This is a genomic window from Paenibacillus sp. D2_2 (assembly GCF_031199965.1).
In the GTDB taxonomy this organism is placed as follows: Bacteria; Bacillota; Bacilli; order Paenibacillales; family Paenibacillaceae; genus Fontibacillus.
In genome coordinates this window covers 4,120,502-4,135,507 of sequence record NZ_CP133605.1, presented here as the reverse complement: position 1 = coordinate 4,135,507, position 15,006 = coordinate 4,120,502, and the positions used below count along the sequence as shown (strand labels likewise).

Annotated in this window: 12 protein-coding genes and 4 pseudogenes; 10 read left to right on the top strand and 6 right to left on the bottom strand. The window is 46.3% G+C overall.

Annotated elements, in window-relative coordinates:
- Positions 1–49: 49 nt before the first annotated feature.
- Positions 50–1,003, top strand: a complete 954-nt coding sequence (locus RE628_RS21120; RefSeq protein ID WP_309154879.1) for a TDT family transporter — start codon at positions 50–52, stop codon at positions 1,001–1,003.
- 120 nt (positions 1,004–1,123) lie between these two features.
- Here RE628_RS21120 and RE628_RS21115 read toward each other — a convergent pair.
- The 3 genes and pseudogenes from RE628_RS21115 to RE628_RS21105 all read right to left on the bottom strand — a co-directional run bounded on the left by RE628_RS21115 (position 1,124) and on the right by RE628_RS21105 (position 3,650).
- Positions 1,124–2,052 (bottom strand): annotated as a pseudogene (locus tag RE628_RS21115) (alpha/beta fold hydrolase).
- Positions 2,053–2,116: 64 nt separating this feature from the next.
- Positions 2,117–2,698, bottom strand: a complete 582-nt coding sequence (locus tag RE628_RS21110) for a tRNA 5-(aminomethyl)-2-thiouridylate-methyltransferase MnmM (RefSeq protein ID WP_309154878.1) — start codon at positions 2,696–2,698, stop codon at positions 2,117–2,119.
- A gap of 1 nt (position 2,699) precedes the next feature.
- Positions 2,700–3,650, bottom strand: a complete 951-nt coding sequence (locus RE628_RS21105) for a tRNA modification radical SAM protein MnmL/YtqA (RefSeq protein ID WP_309154877.1) — start codon at positions 3,648–3,650, stop codon at positions 2,700–2,702.
- Between the two features lie 373 nt (positions 3,651–4,023).
- Here RE628_RS21105 and trmB point away from each other — a divergent pair, with 373 nt between their 5' ends.
- Entirely contained in the window at positions 4,024–4,791 is a 768-nt protein-coding gene (gene trmB / locus RE628_RS21100) for a tRNA (guanosine(46)-N7)-methyltransferase TrmB (RefSeq protein ID WP_309154876.1), read from the top strand.
- Between the two features lie 154 nt (positions 4,792–4,945).
- Here trmB and RE628_RS21095 read toward each other — a convergent pair whose 3' ends face one another.
- Both RE628_RS21095 and RE628_RS21090 read right to left on the bottom strand, forming a co-directional pair.
- The gene (locus RE628_RS21095) at positions 4,946–6,100 is read right to left on the bottom strand and encodes an MGDG synthase family glycosyltransferase (protein ID WP_309154875.1); all 1,155 of its coding nucleotides are present in this window, start codon (positions 6,098–6,100) and stop codon (positions 4,946–4,948) included.
- Positions 6,101–6,150: 50 nt separating this feature from the next.
- The gene (locus tag RE628_RS21090) at positions 6,151–6,678 is read right to left on the bottom strand and encodes a phosphatase PAP2 family protein (protein WP_309154874.1); all 528 of its coding nucleotides are present in this window, start codon (positions 6,676–6,678) and stop codon (positions 6,151–6,153) included.
- Between the two features lie 574 nt (positions 6,679–7,252).
- Here RE628_RS21090 and RE628_RS21085 point away from each other — a divergent pair.
- From RE628_RS21085 to RE628_RS21065, 5 genes and pseudogenes are all read left to right on the top strand, one after another.
- Positions 7,253–8,490 (top strand): annotated as a pseudogene (locus tag RE628_RS21085) (glycosyltransferase family 2 protein).
- Between the two features lie 269 nt (positions 8,491–8,759).
- Complete coding sequence (gene infC, locus RE628_RS21080) at positions 8,760–9,257, top strand: translation initiation factor IF-3 (protein ID WP_309154873.1); 498 nt, start codon at positions 8,760–8,762, stop codon at positions 9,255–9,257.
- Positions 9,258–9,338: 81 nt separating this feature from the next.
- The gene (gene rpmI / locus RE628_RS21075) at positions 9,339–9,539 is read left to right on the top strand and encodes a 50S ribosomal protein L35 (RefSeq protein ID WP_309154872.1); all 201 of its coding nucleotides are present in this window, start codon (positions 9,339–9,341) and stop codon (positions 9,537–9,539) included.
- Between the two features lie 32 nt (positions 9,540–9,571).
- Positions 9,572–9,930 (top strand): annotated as a pseudogene (gene rplT / locus RE628_RS21070) (50S ribosomal protein L20).
- Between the two features lie 180 nt (positions 9,931–10,110).
- Positions 10,111–10,461 (top strand): hypothetical protein, encoded by a 351-nt coding sequence (locus RE628_RS21065; RefSeq protein WP_309159522.1) that lies wholly within the window; start codon positions 10,111–10,113, stop codon positions 10,459–10,461.
- Positions 10,462–10,467: 6 nt separating this feature from the next.
- Here RE628_RS21065 and RE628_RS21060 read toward each other — a convergent pair.
- Positions 10,468–10,922: pseudogene (locus tag RE628_RS21060) on the bottom strand (GNAT family N-acetyltransferase).
- Between the two features lie 610 nt (positions 10,923–11,532).
- Here RE628_RS21060 and ilvB point away from each other — a divergent pair.
- The 3 genes from ilvB to ilvC all read left to right on the top strand — a co-directional run bounded on the left by ilvB (position 11,533) and on the right by ilvC (position 14,937).
- Positions 11,533–13,278, top strand: coding sequence for a biosynthetic-type acetolactate synthase large subunit (gene ilvB / locus RE628_RS21055; RefSeq protein WP_309154871.1), 1,746 nt, complete (start codon positions 11,533–11,535; stop codon positions 13,276–13,278).
- The gene (gene ilvN, locus RE628_RS21050; protein ID WP_309159521.1) at positions 13,278–13,757 is read left to right on the top strand and encodes an acetolactate synthase small subunit; all 480 of its coding nucleotides are present in this window, start codon (positions 13,278–13,280) and stop codon (positions 13,755–13,757) included. Before ilvB ends, ilvN begins: the two co-directional genes overlap by 1 nt.
- Before the next feature lie 187 nt (positions 13,758–13,944).
- Positions 13,945–14,937, top strand: a complete 993-nt coding sequence (ilvC, locus tag RE628_RS21045; RefSeq protein ID WP_309154870.1) for a ketol-acid reductoisomerase — start codon at positions 13,945–13,947, stop codon at positions 14,935–14,937.
- Positions 14,938–15,006 lie beyond the last annotated feature (69 nt).

Here is a 15,006-nt window from a genome sequence, read left to right as displayed (position 1 = left end):
TGATATTTTAATAACACACTAATAAAGACATTAAGAAGGAGTACTTGAAATGAATCTCTTAAAATCACTCCCCATTCCTATTTGCGGGTTAAGCTTAGCTCTCATATCATTAGGAAACTTTTTTATCAACATTCACTGGCATACGGTTAGTTTTGTGTTTTTTTCTCTAGCATCTCTTATTATTTTCACACTTCTTGTTAAATTGGCTGTAATCCCTTCTATGGTTATGCATGACTTAAAGAATATTGTGATTGCCTCTGTATCTCCTACATTTACCATGACTTTAATGGGGATCGCTAAATATTTATCGAATATTCCTTTTTTTGTTCAAAATCATATTAGTACATCCATTTGGTATTTGGCCGTATTATTACACGTAGTAGTAATGATCTATTTTACCGTACGGTTTGTATTCTCTAAAAATATGAATGTTCAACAAATCTTGCCCAGCTGGTTCATTACCTTTGTAGGCATTGGAGTTATTACATTTACTGCGAATGCTTTTAATCACTCGATTGGACAATTCTTTCTTTGGCTTTCCATTTTGAACTATGTAATACTACTCCCGATAATTATTAAGCGAACTTTTTTCAGCCCATATGATCAAGAAGCTACGTTCCCACTTATTACAATTATCGGTGCACCGGGTTCACTTATTTTAGCAGGCTATTTATCCTTATACACAAGTGAGGCCAATAGTATATTTGTTCTTATATTTTTAGTACTTTCACAAGGACTATATCTTATTTCAATATTTAACTTAAGATTCTTATTACGATTGAACTTTTATCCTAGCTTTGCGGCCTTTACATTCCCACTTGTCATATCAGGAATCGCATGCAATCTATCTGCGAATTATTTATCCATCCCGTTTCTGCATTACATTTCTTTAGTCGAGTTGTCCATTGCGATTATCGTGTCTCTATTTGTCCTAATTAAATATGCACAATTTATGTACAGCGTGGTATACGAGACTACTTATAACAACGAGGTTGCCCAATGAATATGAAGATACCTTCCAAAAATATAGTCAGGAGCTAGTGAAGAAGTTGTTTGAAAAACACTTCACTAGCTCCTGACGTATTTTATATTCCTTTTCTATCCTTGGTCACTTACTCCGACACTACGATATATGTCTCTCCAACCAGTCGATGACATTGCGCGTGACTTCGTCGCGGTTGACCTCATTGAGCATTTCATGTCTCCCGCCGGGATATAATTTCATTTCCAGATCCTTAATGCTTAGTTGCTCATACAATTGCACCAGCCGCTTGACTCCGGCGCCGCTTAATCCGACAGGGTCGTGGTCTCCGCTGAATATGTATACCGATTTGTCCTTAGGAATCTGGCTCACATGATCTGGATGATGAATATCTCTTAAAATTCCGAATAAGCCTTGGAAGAATTCCGCACTGCACAGGAACCCACAGTAAGGATCAGCGATAAACATATCAACTTCTGCCTCATCGCTGGATAGCCAGTCAAAGGCTGTACGTACAGGTCGGAACTGACGATTGAAGCTGCCGAAGGAGATCGCATTCATGAGTACACTTGGATGGCTTGGTCCTTGCAGTTTCATTTGCAGCTTGGCAAGTCCTTCACCGAAGGCGAGAAAGCTCTCGGCCCGTTGGTCCCGGACAGAATAAAGCCGGTATAATTCTCGGGAGCGGCGTACATTAATTTCTGCGTCAAGAAGGATCCCATACTGTGGCCGAACAAGAAGAGAGGCAGGTTCGGGTGCTTGCTGCGAATGATGTCGCCTAATTTCGTCATATCTCGAGCCATACCGTTCAGACCGTCCTTGCCTGGCCATCCCAACTCGGATTGACTCGCTGCCGTCATGCCGTGGCCGCGGTGGTCGCCCGCATACACGAGGAAACCCGAGGCGGTGAGCGCCTCAGCGAAACGGGTATAGCGCTTGGCTGTCTCCGCCATACCGTGGGCGATCTGTACAACGCCGCGCAATGGCAGCATTATATCGTCCGGGTACCAGTGATAGACGAATACTTGTTGACCAGCGTCATTGTCGAAAGTAAAGGTGTTCTCTTGCATCTATAAGGACACTTCCTCTCCAATTAGACTGTAATGCCTAACATTTATATATTCCAGTTTACAATTATTTCTTCTCGATCGCTATGAGATAAGGCGCATGAGGGCGCTGAATTTGTCGGTACAAAACTGTTTGGCCGATCGATGAAGGCAGGTTTGCGGCCCAGGCATGTACCGCCTCGGCCTCCTGGTCCCCGCCTGAGTGTCCCGGATAGAGAACGACCGTTGCGATCCCGCGCGGACGTAGAAGCGAGACCGCCGTCTCTAATGCGGCGATGGTGCTCTCTGGCAGCGTGATCAGTGATTGATCGGCCTCCTCAGTGGGTAGATAACCCAGATTGAACATCACGGCTCCAATCTGGCCGTGGACGGCTTCTGGAAGCTGCTCTCTCATCTCGGCATGACTCCGCTGCAGCAAGGTGACATGGGCCAGTTGGTCCCTGGATTCCAGGTCCAATCTTGCTTGGGTCAGACGGAGCGCTTCGGCTTGAATATCGAATGCCCAGACCTGACCGCGTCGTCCGCTAGTTCTGGCTAGGAACAAAGTGTCAGCCCCGGTGCCCGCGGTAGCGTCGATAGCAGCGTCTCCAGGCTGGAGCCTTTCTGCGACCAGCTTATGGGCATAGCTTAATACGGATAGAAAGCCCATCTTAACCCCTCCAATACTTGCCTTGCCAGGTGTCTCTGTTCTTCAGCTCGGCGTCGATTGCGTTAAGTACTTCCCATTTCTTCAGGCTCCACGTCGGCCCGACCAGCAAATCCCTCGGCGCATCACCGGTTAGACGATGCACAATCATTTCTGGAGGAAGGAATTCGAGTGTGTCTACAATCAACTTCACGTATTCATCCTGTTCCAGAAAACGGAGAAGTCCCGCTTCATATTGCTTGACCATCGGCGTCTTGCGCATTAGATGAAGCAGATGAATCTTAATGCCTTGAACGTCCATGGCTGCTACTGCCCGCCCGGTATCGAGCATCATTTCATGAGACTCCTGAGGCAATCCGTAGATGATATGGGTGCATACGCGGATATTCCGCCTGCGCAGCTTCTCAACGGCATCCAGATAGCATTGCGTATCATGGGCTCGGTTAATTAGTTCGGAGGTCGTATCATGGATCGTCTGCAGTCCCATTTCCACCCATAGATAGGTTCGCTCGTTAAGCTCGGCGAGATAATCCACGACATCATCAGGCAGACAGTCCGGACGTGTAGCTATAGACAGACCAACGACTCCGGGCTGCTCGAGGATTGCTTCGTAATATTCACGAAGTTCCTCAACCGGAGCGTACGTATTCGTATAAGCCTGGAAATAACCGATATATTTAGCATGCGGCCATTTCAGATGCTGTTTGTCGCGAATTTTGTTGAACTGCGTCACTAGATCATCGCGGCGACTGCCTGCGAAATCGCCAGATCCCCTTGAACTACAGAAGGTGCAGCCACCCTTGGCAATGGAGCCGTCCCGGTTCGGACAGGTAAATCCAGCATCAAGCATCACTTTGAATACTTTATCGCCAAATTCATGCCGCATCTCGTAATTCCATGTATGGAATCTTTTGTCAGACCAGAGTACCGGGGAAGCAGATAATGATGTATGCATTGAAAAACTCCTTTATTTGTCACAGAAATATGCGAATTAGTATCATGACTTGCAAAGTCAGCCTTCTGACAGGCTCTCACGACTTCATTGTATCAAAGTTCAATAAAAAAAGGGAATGAAGGCCTACGTACTTTCCTTGCGATGGTTAACTGATTATGTTATTTTGGTTGTAATAACATTCGTTGGACCCCAATTCCAAAATATATGAAGAAGGAATCTTTCCCACTGTCTCCCCGGCGGTGTGGAGGGTTCCTTTTCTCTGTAACTCTTTACTTTTCCGACGAACTTCGGCACAATATTTCAGTAATCTATTTATTTCGCAATTGAACAACCTCTTTTTAATAGTATACTCACAAGAAAGTGGAGGAATATCATGCGTTTACGCGGTAGAAAAGGTATAAGGGAAAATTTGGAGCAGCAGCCTGAACTGGTTGTGCTTGATCCCAAGCAATATAAAGGACGTTGGTCTGAGGTGTTCGGCAACGATCGTCCGATTCATGTGGAGCTGGGCATGGGCAAGGGACAGTTCATTAGCGGGATGAGTGCCAAATATCCGGATGTGAATTTCATCGGGATGGACATGTACGATGAACTGATCCGTCGCGGCAGCGAGAAGGTACGGGTAATTCACGGCCTAGTTGAACAAGAAGAGTCCCATCCAGCGGATGAAGCGAATACGGCGGTTGCAGCCACTCCAACTGGCGAGACAGACTCGCTCAATGTTCGGCTTGCGCTTGGCAATGTGGAAGAGATCGAGGAGATATTCGCACCAGGAGAAATCGAGCGAGTTTATTTGAACTTCAGCGATCCATGGCCGAAGAAAAAGCATGGCAGAAGACGCCTGACTCATCCACGTTTTTTAAATAAATACGGTTCTATTCTGAACGAGAATGGAGAGATCCATTTCAAGACGGATTCACGTTCCTTATTCCAATTTTCACTTAATGCCTTCGCTGCAACGGGTTTGCAACTGAACGATATATCGCTCAGCCTGCATGAGGGGGGTATTAACGAGGCGCATGTGATGACTGAGTATGAGAGCAAGTTCGTCGGTAAGGGAATGCCGATTCACCGTTGTGAAGTTATCATTGGTGAAGCAGCCTTGAGACGCTATCATGAAAATAAAATGGATGAATTTTAATTTTTGAACTACCTTAAAAAGATGCTGTTCTAATGTGGTTTAGACCACGCTAGAGCGGCATTTTTGCTTCATGCAATGAAAAACGCCCTCAGCTTGGTTAGAGCCGAGAGCGTTAATTGTCGTATACTGCCAAACACTTAAGTATTAGACTAAACTATTTAACTTCTTGACTGTCTGTCTTCCTTTTCGGGTTATCGGCCAGCAGGTCCAGAATCGCCTGAGCACTCTGCATGGGGTGATACTTGGCGATATGTTTTAGAACCTCTTCACGCGTGCGAAGCACTTCAGCATAATTGTACAGCAGACGATGTATCCATCCTTCGATATCGCTGAGTGAGTGGATCTCGGTTCCCCAACCCTGCGATGAGAAATATTGTGAATTCTCTTCCTCCTGACCGGGAAGAGGTTTATGGAAGAGCATGGGGATTCCCTTCGCCAAGCCTTCGGTGCAGGTCATGCCTCCGGGCTTCGTAATGAGCAGATCAGAAACCTCCATCAGTTTATCGACCTCTCTAGTGAAACCGAGTAGATGGATATTAGGGTGAATGTACCGCTGATCCTTTTTCATCTTCTCAAGCTGTTTGATGTTATTGCCGAAGCAGAATATTATTTGAATTTCATTACGATAGGAAGCGAGCAGGGAATTGACAGCCTCATCCTTCATAAAGCCCCAACCGCCGCCCATGACGAGCACCGTGGGCAAATTGATAAGTGTGAACTGTGCCCGGATATCATCCTTCTGATGTCTCTCCCAGAAGTTAGGGTGAACAGGAATACCGGTAATTTGAATTTTTGAAGCACCGACACCCCGTTCAAGAAGCTTCTCCTTCACCTGCTCGGTCGATACGAGGTAGCGATTCACCTCACGGCTGACCCATGCCCCGTGCACGTCATAGTCTGTAATTACGGTGCACAGCGGTACATCAAAGCCAAGTCGTTTGATTCGAGAGATCACGACGCTTGGTATCGGGTGTGTGCATACGATGACATTGGGATGCAGTTGACGGATGATCTGTAAAGTCCGCGTATAAAATATTCGATGAAGTGCTAGCGTCGTCAATCGATTTAAAGATTTATTATAATTGCTACGATACATCATGCGAACGAGCCGGGGCTGGGAGGATACAGTCTTCTTATAGGCAGTTATAATGACCGGCGCTACTCTAGGATTGAGAAAACTGCCCAGTTCCAGCACTCTCGTCTGAACATGAGGAGCAATTTTGCGTAAACTGCTGGAAAGTGCATATGCCGCTTGCGTATGTCCTGCTCCAAACCCCTCAGATAAAAGCAATACTCTTTGTTTTTGCACTTTGGTTTCACCTTTTCCTGCAAGGTTTTCTACCAACTACAATATCCCGTTTACGTCCATAATGCAACAGTTCCGAACGCTACGGAGGAACCGATTACAGCACCAGCAAGCACATCGGATGGGTAGTGCAGCCCTAGATAAATTCTGGATGTTCCTACGAGTAGAGCAAGCGGACCAAGTATGAAAATGAGCCATGGCATGACGATCATAAATGGTACTGTAACCGAGAAGATCGCTGTTGTATGCCCAGAAGGAAAAGAATGGTCCGTCAGCGGATTGGGAAAAGTATTTGTACCAGGAAGTGCCAGATAAGGGCGAATACGCGGGTACACCTTCTTGGCTATAGCTACAGGTATGTGACTTATGGCTAGGGCAACCAGGGCCTGCATACCTAGACGACTCCAGGGATTCGCAGTGAAATACCAGATGAACAAAGTGGCAATAATAGTAAACCAGGCTCCGCCTATATGCGTGATATAATAAAATCCGAAACTTAGGGGTTTACGATGTAAACGTCCATTAATTCCTTTGAATATTTTCTGATCAAGAGATGTAAGTTTTTGAAGCAAGGAATTCATAGGATACCTCCGATTTGTATGGCTCTGTAACGGAATAAAAAAATTCATTGTGTGTTGTGCTTCAATATCGATGTTTCTTTTATCTGTAGCATGGCATTTCCGAGTTAGACTTATCATATTTTTATTTTGCGGCCTTTTCAAGGGTAGGGCGCTATTTTTTGATTTCTGTCTCGAGGAGCATTACAATGTTTTAATGATAACAGACTTGTGTAAACAATATTGGAGATTTAAGTAACTTTTTTGTGCTGTTTTCGTTATTAAGGATGAGATGGAAAAGCAAAAAAATTAACACTGCGATAAAAAAAGGGGGCTAAAGAAATAAAAACCGTCAAAAGTGCTGAAAATAAGACCATACTGCACTGAAAAAGAGTTGCGGTGGATCATGTATGAATAAAAGCTGGCTCCAGCCGATATTTCCGCTAGGGAGGCGTTACATCGTTTTTGACAAATGAGCCGAAGTCGTGGAAAATCGTAATGCAATGTAAGGAAAATGTATTTCAGAAAAAATGAAGAAGAAGGGTCAAAAAAACTCCGCAAACAAAAAAGAAGGAGTTTAAGGGGGTACAAAAACAACATGTTTCAGGCTATTTTGATTGTAATGCAAGTTGTGCTCGCTGTCGTCGGGATCTATCAATTCGGTTTATCATTATTCGGCTTGTACAAGAAAAAGAGCAAAGTACATTACGAGCCGAAAAAATCATTTGCCATACTCGTAGCGGCGCATAACGAAGAGAAAGTAGTAGGGGCCTTGATGGAAAATCTCAAGCACCTGAACTACCCTAGAGAGTTGTATGATGTGTTCGTAATTTGCGATAACTGTACGGACCGTACGGCTGAGATCGTCCGTAGCCACGGCATGCATGCCTGTGTTCGCAACAACCCGAATTTACGGGGAAGGGCTATGCTATCGAATGGATGCTGAAGGAATTGTGGAAAATGCCTCGTCAATATGATGGGGTAGTGATGTTCGACGCTGATAATCTGGCTCATCCGGATTTTCTGAGCGAGATGAACAATGATCTTTGCAGCGGTGCACGAGTTATTCAAGGCTATATCGATACGAAGAATCCAGAGGACTCTTGGATTACTGCTGCTTATGGCATCTCGTACTGGTACTGTAACCGATTGTGGCAGTTGTCTCGTCACAATCTGGGAATGGCGAATTTCCTTGGTGGTACGGGTATGTGCTTCGAGACTAACCTGCTCAAAGAGATGGGCTGGGGTGCGACCAGTCTTGTAGAGGACCTCGAGTTCACGATGCGTTGCGTCGATCGCGGTGTATATCCGGTGTTCAACTACGATGCCAAGCTGTTTGACGAGAAGCCGCTTACCTTTAAGGCTTCGGCACGTCAGCGTCTGCGCTGGATGCAAGGGCACTTTACGGTTGCCCGTCGCTACTTCTTCCCATTGCTGTGGAAGAGCATCAAGGAGCGCAATCTGGTCAAGCTGGACATGGCGCTCTATGGTGTGAACGTATATATCGTTCTGCTTACTTTTTTGCTGACTGCGATCATCTGGGTCGATCAGTCGCTGCTTAGCGGGCCGCATCTTGACACCTTGTACGGCTACATGCCAATGTGGATATCGTTCTTGGCAATCGCCGCCAACGTATTTATTTTCTTGGCTGCAATGATTCTGGAGAAGGTTAAATCGAAGAAGGTCTATGCCTATTTGATCTTGTTCCCGATTTACCTGATCTCTTGGTGGCCGATTACGTTCTATGCCTTCTTTACACAGAACAACAAGCAATGGAGCCATACTCAGCATACCAGAGTGGTGCGCCTGGAAGAGGTTCAGAGCAAGCAAGGCTAAAAAATTTGAATCAACTCTTGACATAGTATACAGGAGTATGATACATTAATTGTCGGTTATTATTTAGGATTGCAAGCAGAGGCCGTGGCTTCTCACCTGTCCGACGTATTGTTGGCTGGTATTGATCCGTTAATTGATGAATGTATATTCATGACGAATTGACGATCAAATGGGATGCGGGCGTTAACCTGCATCCCTTTTCTTTTGAATGATATCGGTCTTAAGATCAGAATATTTTTCGGAGGTGGAGTACTATCAGTAAGGAACATATGATCAATGATGAGATTCGTGCGAAGGAAGTCCGTTTGGTAGGCGCTGAAGGCGAGCAGATCGGCATTAAGCCGCTGCGTGAAGCACTGCAGATGGCCGTGGACTTGAATCTTGATCTGGTTAACGTAGCCCCAACAGCTAAGCCGCCGGTGTGCCGGATTATGGACTATGGCAAATTCCGCTACGAGCAGCAGAAGAAAGAGAAGGAAGCTCGCAAGAATCAGAAGGTTGTCGATGTCAAGGAAGTTTGGTTCCGCGCTAACATCGAGGAACATGATTACCAGACTAAGCTTCGTAATGTCATCAAATTCCTGAAGGATGGCGATAAGGTAAAATGTTCGGTCCGCTTCCGCGGCCGGGAAATTACCCATGCTGATATCGGGAAGAAAATCCTTGACCGTGTCAAGGAAGAGGTCACAGAAATCTCTTCAGTTGAGCGCATTCCAAAATTGGAAGGTCGCAGCATGATTATGATTTTAGCACCTAAAAGCAATTAATCGAGCGTAGCATCAGTAGATTGATCTCTAAGCAATCTCAGTTGATGGGCGCCGTATCACACAATTTGAGGGGGATATACCATGCCTAAAATGAAAACCCACAGCAGTCTGAAAGGACGCTTCAAAATTACTGGAACTGGTAAAGTAAGACGCTACAAAGCGAACCGCAACCACTTGCTGTCTCACAAATCCAAACGCGGCAAACGCGTATTGGCTAACAGCCCAGTAGCTTACTCGGGTGACGTTAGCCGTTTGAAACAGCAGCTTGCAAATTTGAAATAATCTAACATAACTTTTCTGGGAGGTTTATTAATATGGCAAGAGTAAAAGGCGGATTCGTGGTTCGTCGTCGTCATAAAAAGTATTGAAATTAGCTAGAGGTTACTTCGGTTCGAAACACCGCATCTACAAAACAGCTAACGAGCAAGTCATGAAATCCATGCAATATGCATACCGTGACCGTCGTACGAAAAAACGCGATTTCCGCAAATTGTGGATCGTGCGTATTAACGCGGCTGCACGTATGAACGGCTTGTCTTACAGCAAAATGATGCACGGCCTTAAATTGGCTGAAGTGAACATCAACCGTAAAATGCTTGCTGATCTTGCTGTGAACGATCTTGAAGCGTTCAACTCTTTGGCAAACGTAGCTAAACAAAAAGTCAACGCTTAATTATAAATAAGCAGAAACAGGCATCCTTTTTGGGATGCCTGTTTTTTTCTTTTTTAAGGCGATGGCATATGCGGATAGAATGGTCTTTGAATAAGCTGAAGGAAGATAGGGCGCGCTCCAGAGCACGCAAATGGGCGCTTTGTCAAGGATTCAGGGACGACTCTGGAAGGAGGTTATATGATGGGGAGAACGGTGACTAAGAAGGAAGCCGAGAAATGGATTGGCAAATCTATCGTTGCTTACAAGAAGGATGGCGGAATCGTAACTGGCAAGCTCGTGAAGATCAGCGGCAATCGTCTGGTGCTGCGGCAGAATTCGGGTAAAAAGGTGAAGACGAAGGCGCTAATCCCACTAGTATTATTCGATTTGCTCGCGATCGGAACTGCACCTTACGCCTATGGGTACGGCGGATATGGTCCATACGGTGGTGGAGGATACGGTGGATACGGCGGGCATGGCGGATACGGTGGATATGGCGGATATGGGTATGGTGGCCAGCCATATGGATATGGAATTAGGCCATTTTTCTAAGACCTCTCATCCTCGTAGGGGAAGTGTCTTCTCCAGTTCATAACACTCTGATTGATCGATATAACGAATAGTCTTGTATCCGAGCTTGCGATAGAAGGTATGGGCTCGAGAATTGCCTTGATCGACCATCACCTTGGCCCGTCTGCACCCGCGTGAACCGGCATATTGCTCCGCTTGGGACATCAGTGTTTTCCCCAGTCGCTGCCGCCGATGTGCGGGTGCGACTGCCATCATGTCAATATATAACAGTTCCCCGTGAATCATAAAGTGAATAAAGGCAACTGAATCGGCTTCATAATAGGGCGAAGACACCAGCGTAATACCACGTGACAGCCGTTTGGGAAGGTCTTTGAAAATCATAGCTATTTCCTCAGGCGGAAGGTGAGAATAGGGACAAGTTCCTTTTCTATCAAATCGATAATGACAGGATCATCCTGCCTGGGCCTTCGATAGCGGATCATTCAATCAACCTCCTTTAGTGTACTGCTTGCGCCTGGTTGTAGCGGGAATATGCTAAAAATTAGGCGTTATTTTTTATCATATGACACTAGGGGGAGAAGGGTTCCAATCGGGATGAGGACGATCTACCTTGATTTTGGTTAGAAAAAAAGGGTATTGACTCTTGATGTAAAGTGATCATATAATGTTTCTAAACATTTTCATGACAAAATATTGAATCGGCGATGAAGAGGACGAAGGTTTAGGGGCTCTTTGCTCAGAGAGTGGATGGATTTGCTGAGACCACCACCAATATCCCTTAAATACGAGCTCACCTCGGAGCTGTTTTCCTGAAAGGCTAGCGGACTTAACTTTGGTAAAGTTCAGCGAAACTTATTAGGGAGAATCGTTAGGTCTGCGTTAGAGACCACAGGTAAGCGTGAGAAGGTAACGGATCGCGGATACTTGTCAAGGCTTGATACTGTGAAGTGTCAGGTAAACATGGGTGGTACCACGGAAGTAATAACCTTTCGTCCCTCGGAATAGGAGACTATTTCGGCGGATGGAAGGTTTTTTGTTGTATTCCAAATTTGATGATCAAAGATGTTGTAAATCTTGGAAGGAGGATGACTGATGAGCGCGCAAATTCCAGCAGAGCGGTCTACAGAACAATTAAGAGAGAAATGGATGAAACCAGAAGTCATTTCAGGTTCAGAAATTTTGCTTCGCAGTTTGCTATTGGAAGGTGTCGAATGTGTCTTCGGTTATCCGGGTGGCGCGGTCCTGTACATTTATGATGCGATGTACGGATTCGATGATTTCCACCACCTGTTGACCAGACATGAACAAGGAGCGATTCATGCGGCAGATGGCTACGCACGCGCCAGCGGCAAAGTAGGAGTTTGCATCGCGACCTCCGGACCAGGAGCAACCAATACAGTAACAGGAATTGCTACCGCCTATATGGATTCAGTTCCACTGGTAGTGATTACCGGTAACGTGGCGACTAGCCTAATTGGGACGGATGCTTTCCAGGAAGCAGATATTACGGGCATTACGATGCCAATTACGAAGCATAGTTACTTGGTCAGAAATGCAGAGGATCTGCCGCGGGTTATCCACGAGGCATTCCATATTGCCAATACCGGGCGAAAAGGCCCTGTATTGATCGATATCCCGAAGGATGTATCAGCACAGAAAGTAAGGTTCGAACCTGTTCATTCGGTGGACCTACGCGGTTACAATCCAACAGTTGTACCGAATCGCTTGCAGCTTGAGAAGCTGGTGGCTGCGGTCTCCGAAGCGGAGCGTCCGGTGATTCTGGCTGGCGGAGGTGTTGTCTATTCCGGAGGACACGAAGGGTTACTCGAATTCGTCAATCGTTCAGGTATTCCGATCACGACGACATTGCTTGGATTAGGCTCTTTCCCAAGCGGACATGATCTGTGGATGGGAATGCCGGGTATGCACGGTACTTATGCCGCGAATCAAGCGATTCAGCAATCAGATCTTCTGATTAGCATCGGAGCAAGATTCGATGATCGCGTGACTGGGCGTCTTGATGGGTTTGCACCGCATGCGAAGATTGTTCATATCGATATTGATCCAGCGGAGATCGGCAAGAACGTCAAGACGGATATCCCGATTGTTGGTGATGTGAAGACGGTGCTTGAAATGCTGAATCCGATGGTCGGATATAGCAGCAAGGCTGATGCTTGGAGAGCACAGATCAGTAGCTGGAAGCAAGAGAAGCCGTTCAAGTATAAAGATTCCGAGGATATGCTGAAGCCACAATGGGTCATCGAGTTGTTGAATGACACGACTCAAGGCGAAGCGATTGTAACGACCGATGTAGGTCAGCATCAGATGTGGACGGCTCAGTATTATAAATTTAACCAGCCGCGTTCCTTCATCACTTCGGGCGGACTTGGTACGATGGGCTTCGGCTTCCCAGCAGCGGTGGGTGCGCAAATGGCTCATCCTGATCGACTGGTCATCTCGATTAACGGCGACGGTGGAATGCAGATGTGTGCGCAGGAGCTTGCGATCTGTGCAATTAACAAAATTCCAGTGAAGATCGTGGTCATTAACAACCAAGTACTAGGAATGGTAAGGCAGTGGCAGGAACTTATATACGACAACCGCTACAGCCATATCGATCTTGCCGGCAGTCCGGATTTCGTGAAACTGGCTGAAGCTTACGGAGTTAAGGGACTTAGAGCTACCAGCAAGGAAGAAGCTGAAAGTGCTTGGCAAGAAGCGCTTGATACCGACGGACCAGTGCTGGTGGAATTCGTGGTTCACAAGGGAGAGAATGTATATCCGATGGTTCCTCAAGGTTCCACCATTGATCAAATGCTGATGGGGGACTGTGAATGATGACAAAGAACCATGTTATTGCCGTATTAGTGAACGACCAACCAGGTGTTCTGCAGCGCGTGTCCGGTTTGTTCGGACGCCGCGGCTACAACATCGAGAGCATTACGGTAGGTCAGTCGGAGGAGCCAGGATTGTCTCGGATGGTCATTGTTACTCAAGGAGATGACACGACGCTGGAGCAGATTGAGAAGCAGCTCTATAAGCTGATCAATGTCATCAAGGTTGTTAATTTAAGTGCCAACCCGATGGTATCTCGTGAATTGGCGCTGATCAAAGTGAAGGCAGAGCCGGCGGAGCGGCCAGAAATTATGGGTGTCGTGGAGACATTCCGCGCCGCAGTCGTAGATATCGGCCCAGGCAGCATGATGGTTCAGGTCATTGGCGATACCGAGAAGATCGACGCTATGATTGAGTTGCTCCGTCCTTACGGTATCCGTGAATTGTCGCGGACAGGCGTAACAGCAATGACGCGCGGTTAACATTATATAAATTCATTGTACGTAATACCTTCCGTTCTGTGAGCGGGGGTTTGAGAGGGCAGTCCAGTTAAAGCCTGTACTGCGCTGACGCTGCGACGGCCCTCTGAAGCACCCGCTTAACAGGCGGAGGATCAAATTTATGGGACATGCTGCAAGCAGTCCGACATTATTTAGGAGGGTTATTATTATGGCAGTTACTTTGTATTATGAACAGGACGCAGAACTTAGTGTTTTGAAAGGAAAAACAATCGCAATTATCGGTTATGGCAGCCAAGGCCATGCTCATGCACAAAACTTGCGTGAAAGCGGCTTGAACGTAATTATCGGCCTTCGTGAAGGCAAATCCTTCAACAAAGCCAAAGAGGATGGATTCGAAGTACTGTCTGTAGCTGAAGCTACCAAGCGCGCTGATGTGGTACAAATTTTGATGCCGGATGAGACTCAAGCTTCCGTATACAACAGCGAAATCGCTCCGAACTTGAAGAAAGGTGCAGCACTTCTGTTCGCTCACGGCTTCAATGTTCACTTCGGCCAAATCGTTCCTTCCCAAGACAATGACGTATTGCTCGTAGCTCCTAAATCTCCGGGACATATGGTTCGTCGTACTTATGTAGAAGGCTTCGGGGTTCCAGGCTTGATCGCCATTCATCAAGATGCAACAGGCAAAGCGAAGGAAATTGGTCTTGCTTATGCTAAAGGGATCGGTTGTACTCGCGCTGGGGTTATCGAAACTTCCTTCCGTGAAGAGACAGAGACCGACTTGTTTGGTGAACAGGCTGTATTGTGCGGTGGCGTTAGCGCCCTGATTAAAGCAGGCTTTGAGACTTTGACAGAAGCTGGTTATGCGCCAGAAATGGCATACTTCGAGTGCTTGCATGAGCTGAAGCTGATCGTTGACCTAATTTATGAAGGTGGATTGGCTACAATGCGCGATTCCATCTCCAACACTGCTGAATATGGCGACTATGTAACAGGTCCTCGCATCGTGACTGATGAGACGAAGAAGGCGATGAAGGAAGTATTGGCAGATATTCAACAAGGTAAATTTGCTCGTGACTTCATCCTTGAGAACCAATCGAACCGTGCATTCTTAACAGCAACTCGCCGCAACGAAGCGAACCATCCGATCGAAGTAGTAGGTAATGAGCTTCGCGGACTTATGCATTGGATCAAAAAATAATATCTTTCCCGTTATACATTTCATCGAACGTCATATGTATGTAGCGTGATGAAGTATCCATCCCCTCAA

Excerpts from the sequence above, each read along its gene's own strand:
- RE628_RS21120 (WP_309154879.1), top strand. The coding sequence starts at position 50 with ATGAATCTCTTAAAATCACTCCCCATTCCTATTTGCGGGTTAAGCTTA.
- RE628_RS21110 (WP_309154878.1), bottom strand. The coding sequence starts at position 2,698 with ATGGGCTTTCTATCCGTATTAAGCTATGCCCATAAGCTGGTCGCAGAA.
- RE628_RS21105 (WP_309154877.1), bottom strand. The coding sequence starts at position 3,650 with ATGCATACATCATTATCTGCTTCCCCGGTACTCTGGTCTGACAAAAGA.
- trmB (WP_309154876.1), top strand. The coding sequence starts at position 4,024 with ATGCGTTTACGCGGTAGAAAAGGTATAAGGGAAAATTTGGAGCAGCAG.
- RE628_RS21090 (WP_309154874.1), bottom strand. The coding sequence starts at position 6,678 with ATGAATTCCTTGCTTCAAAAACTTACATCTCTTGATCAGAAAATATTC.
- infC (WP_309154873.1), top strand. The coding sequence starts at position 8,760 with ATGATCAATGATGAGATTCGTGCGAAGGAAGTCCGTTTGGTAGGCGCT.
- rpmI (WP_309154872.1), top strand. The coding sequence starts at position 9,339 with ATGCCTAAAATGAAAACCCACAGCAGTCTGAAAGGACGCTTCAAAATT.
- RE628_RS21065 (WP_309159522.1), top strand. The coding sequence starts at position 10,111 with ATGGGGAGAACGGTGACTAAGAAGGAAGCCGAGAAATGGATTGGCAAA.
- ilvB (WP_309154871.1), top strand. The coding sequence starts at position 11,533 with ATGAGCGCGCAAATTCCAGCAGAGCGGTCTACAGAACAATTAAGAGAG.
- ilvN (WP_309159521.1), top strand. The coding sequence starts at position 13,278 with ATGACAAAGAACCATGTTATTGCCGTATTAGTGAACGACCAACCAGGT.
- ilvC (WP_309154870.1), top strand. The coding sequence starts at position 13,945 with ATGGCAGTTACTTTGTATTATGAACAGGACGCAGAACTTAGTGTTTTG.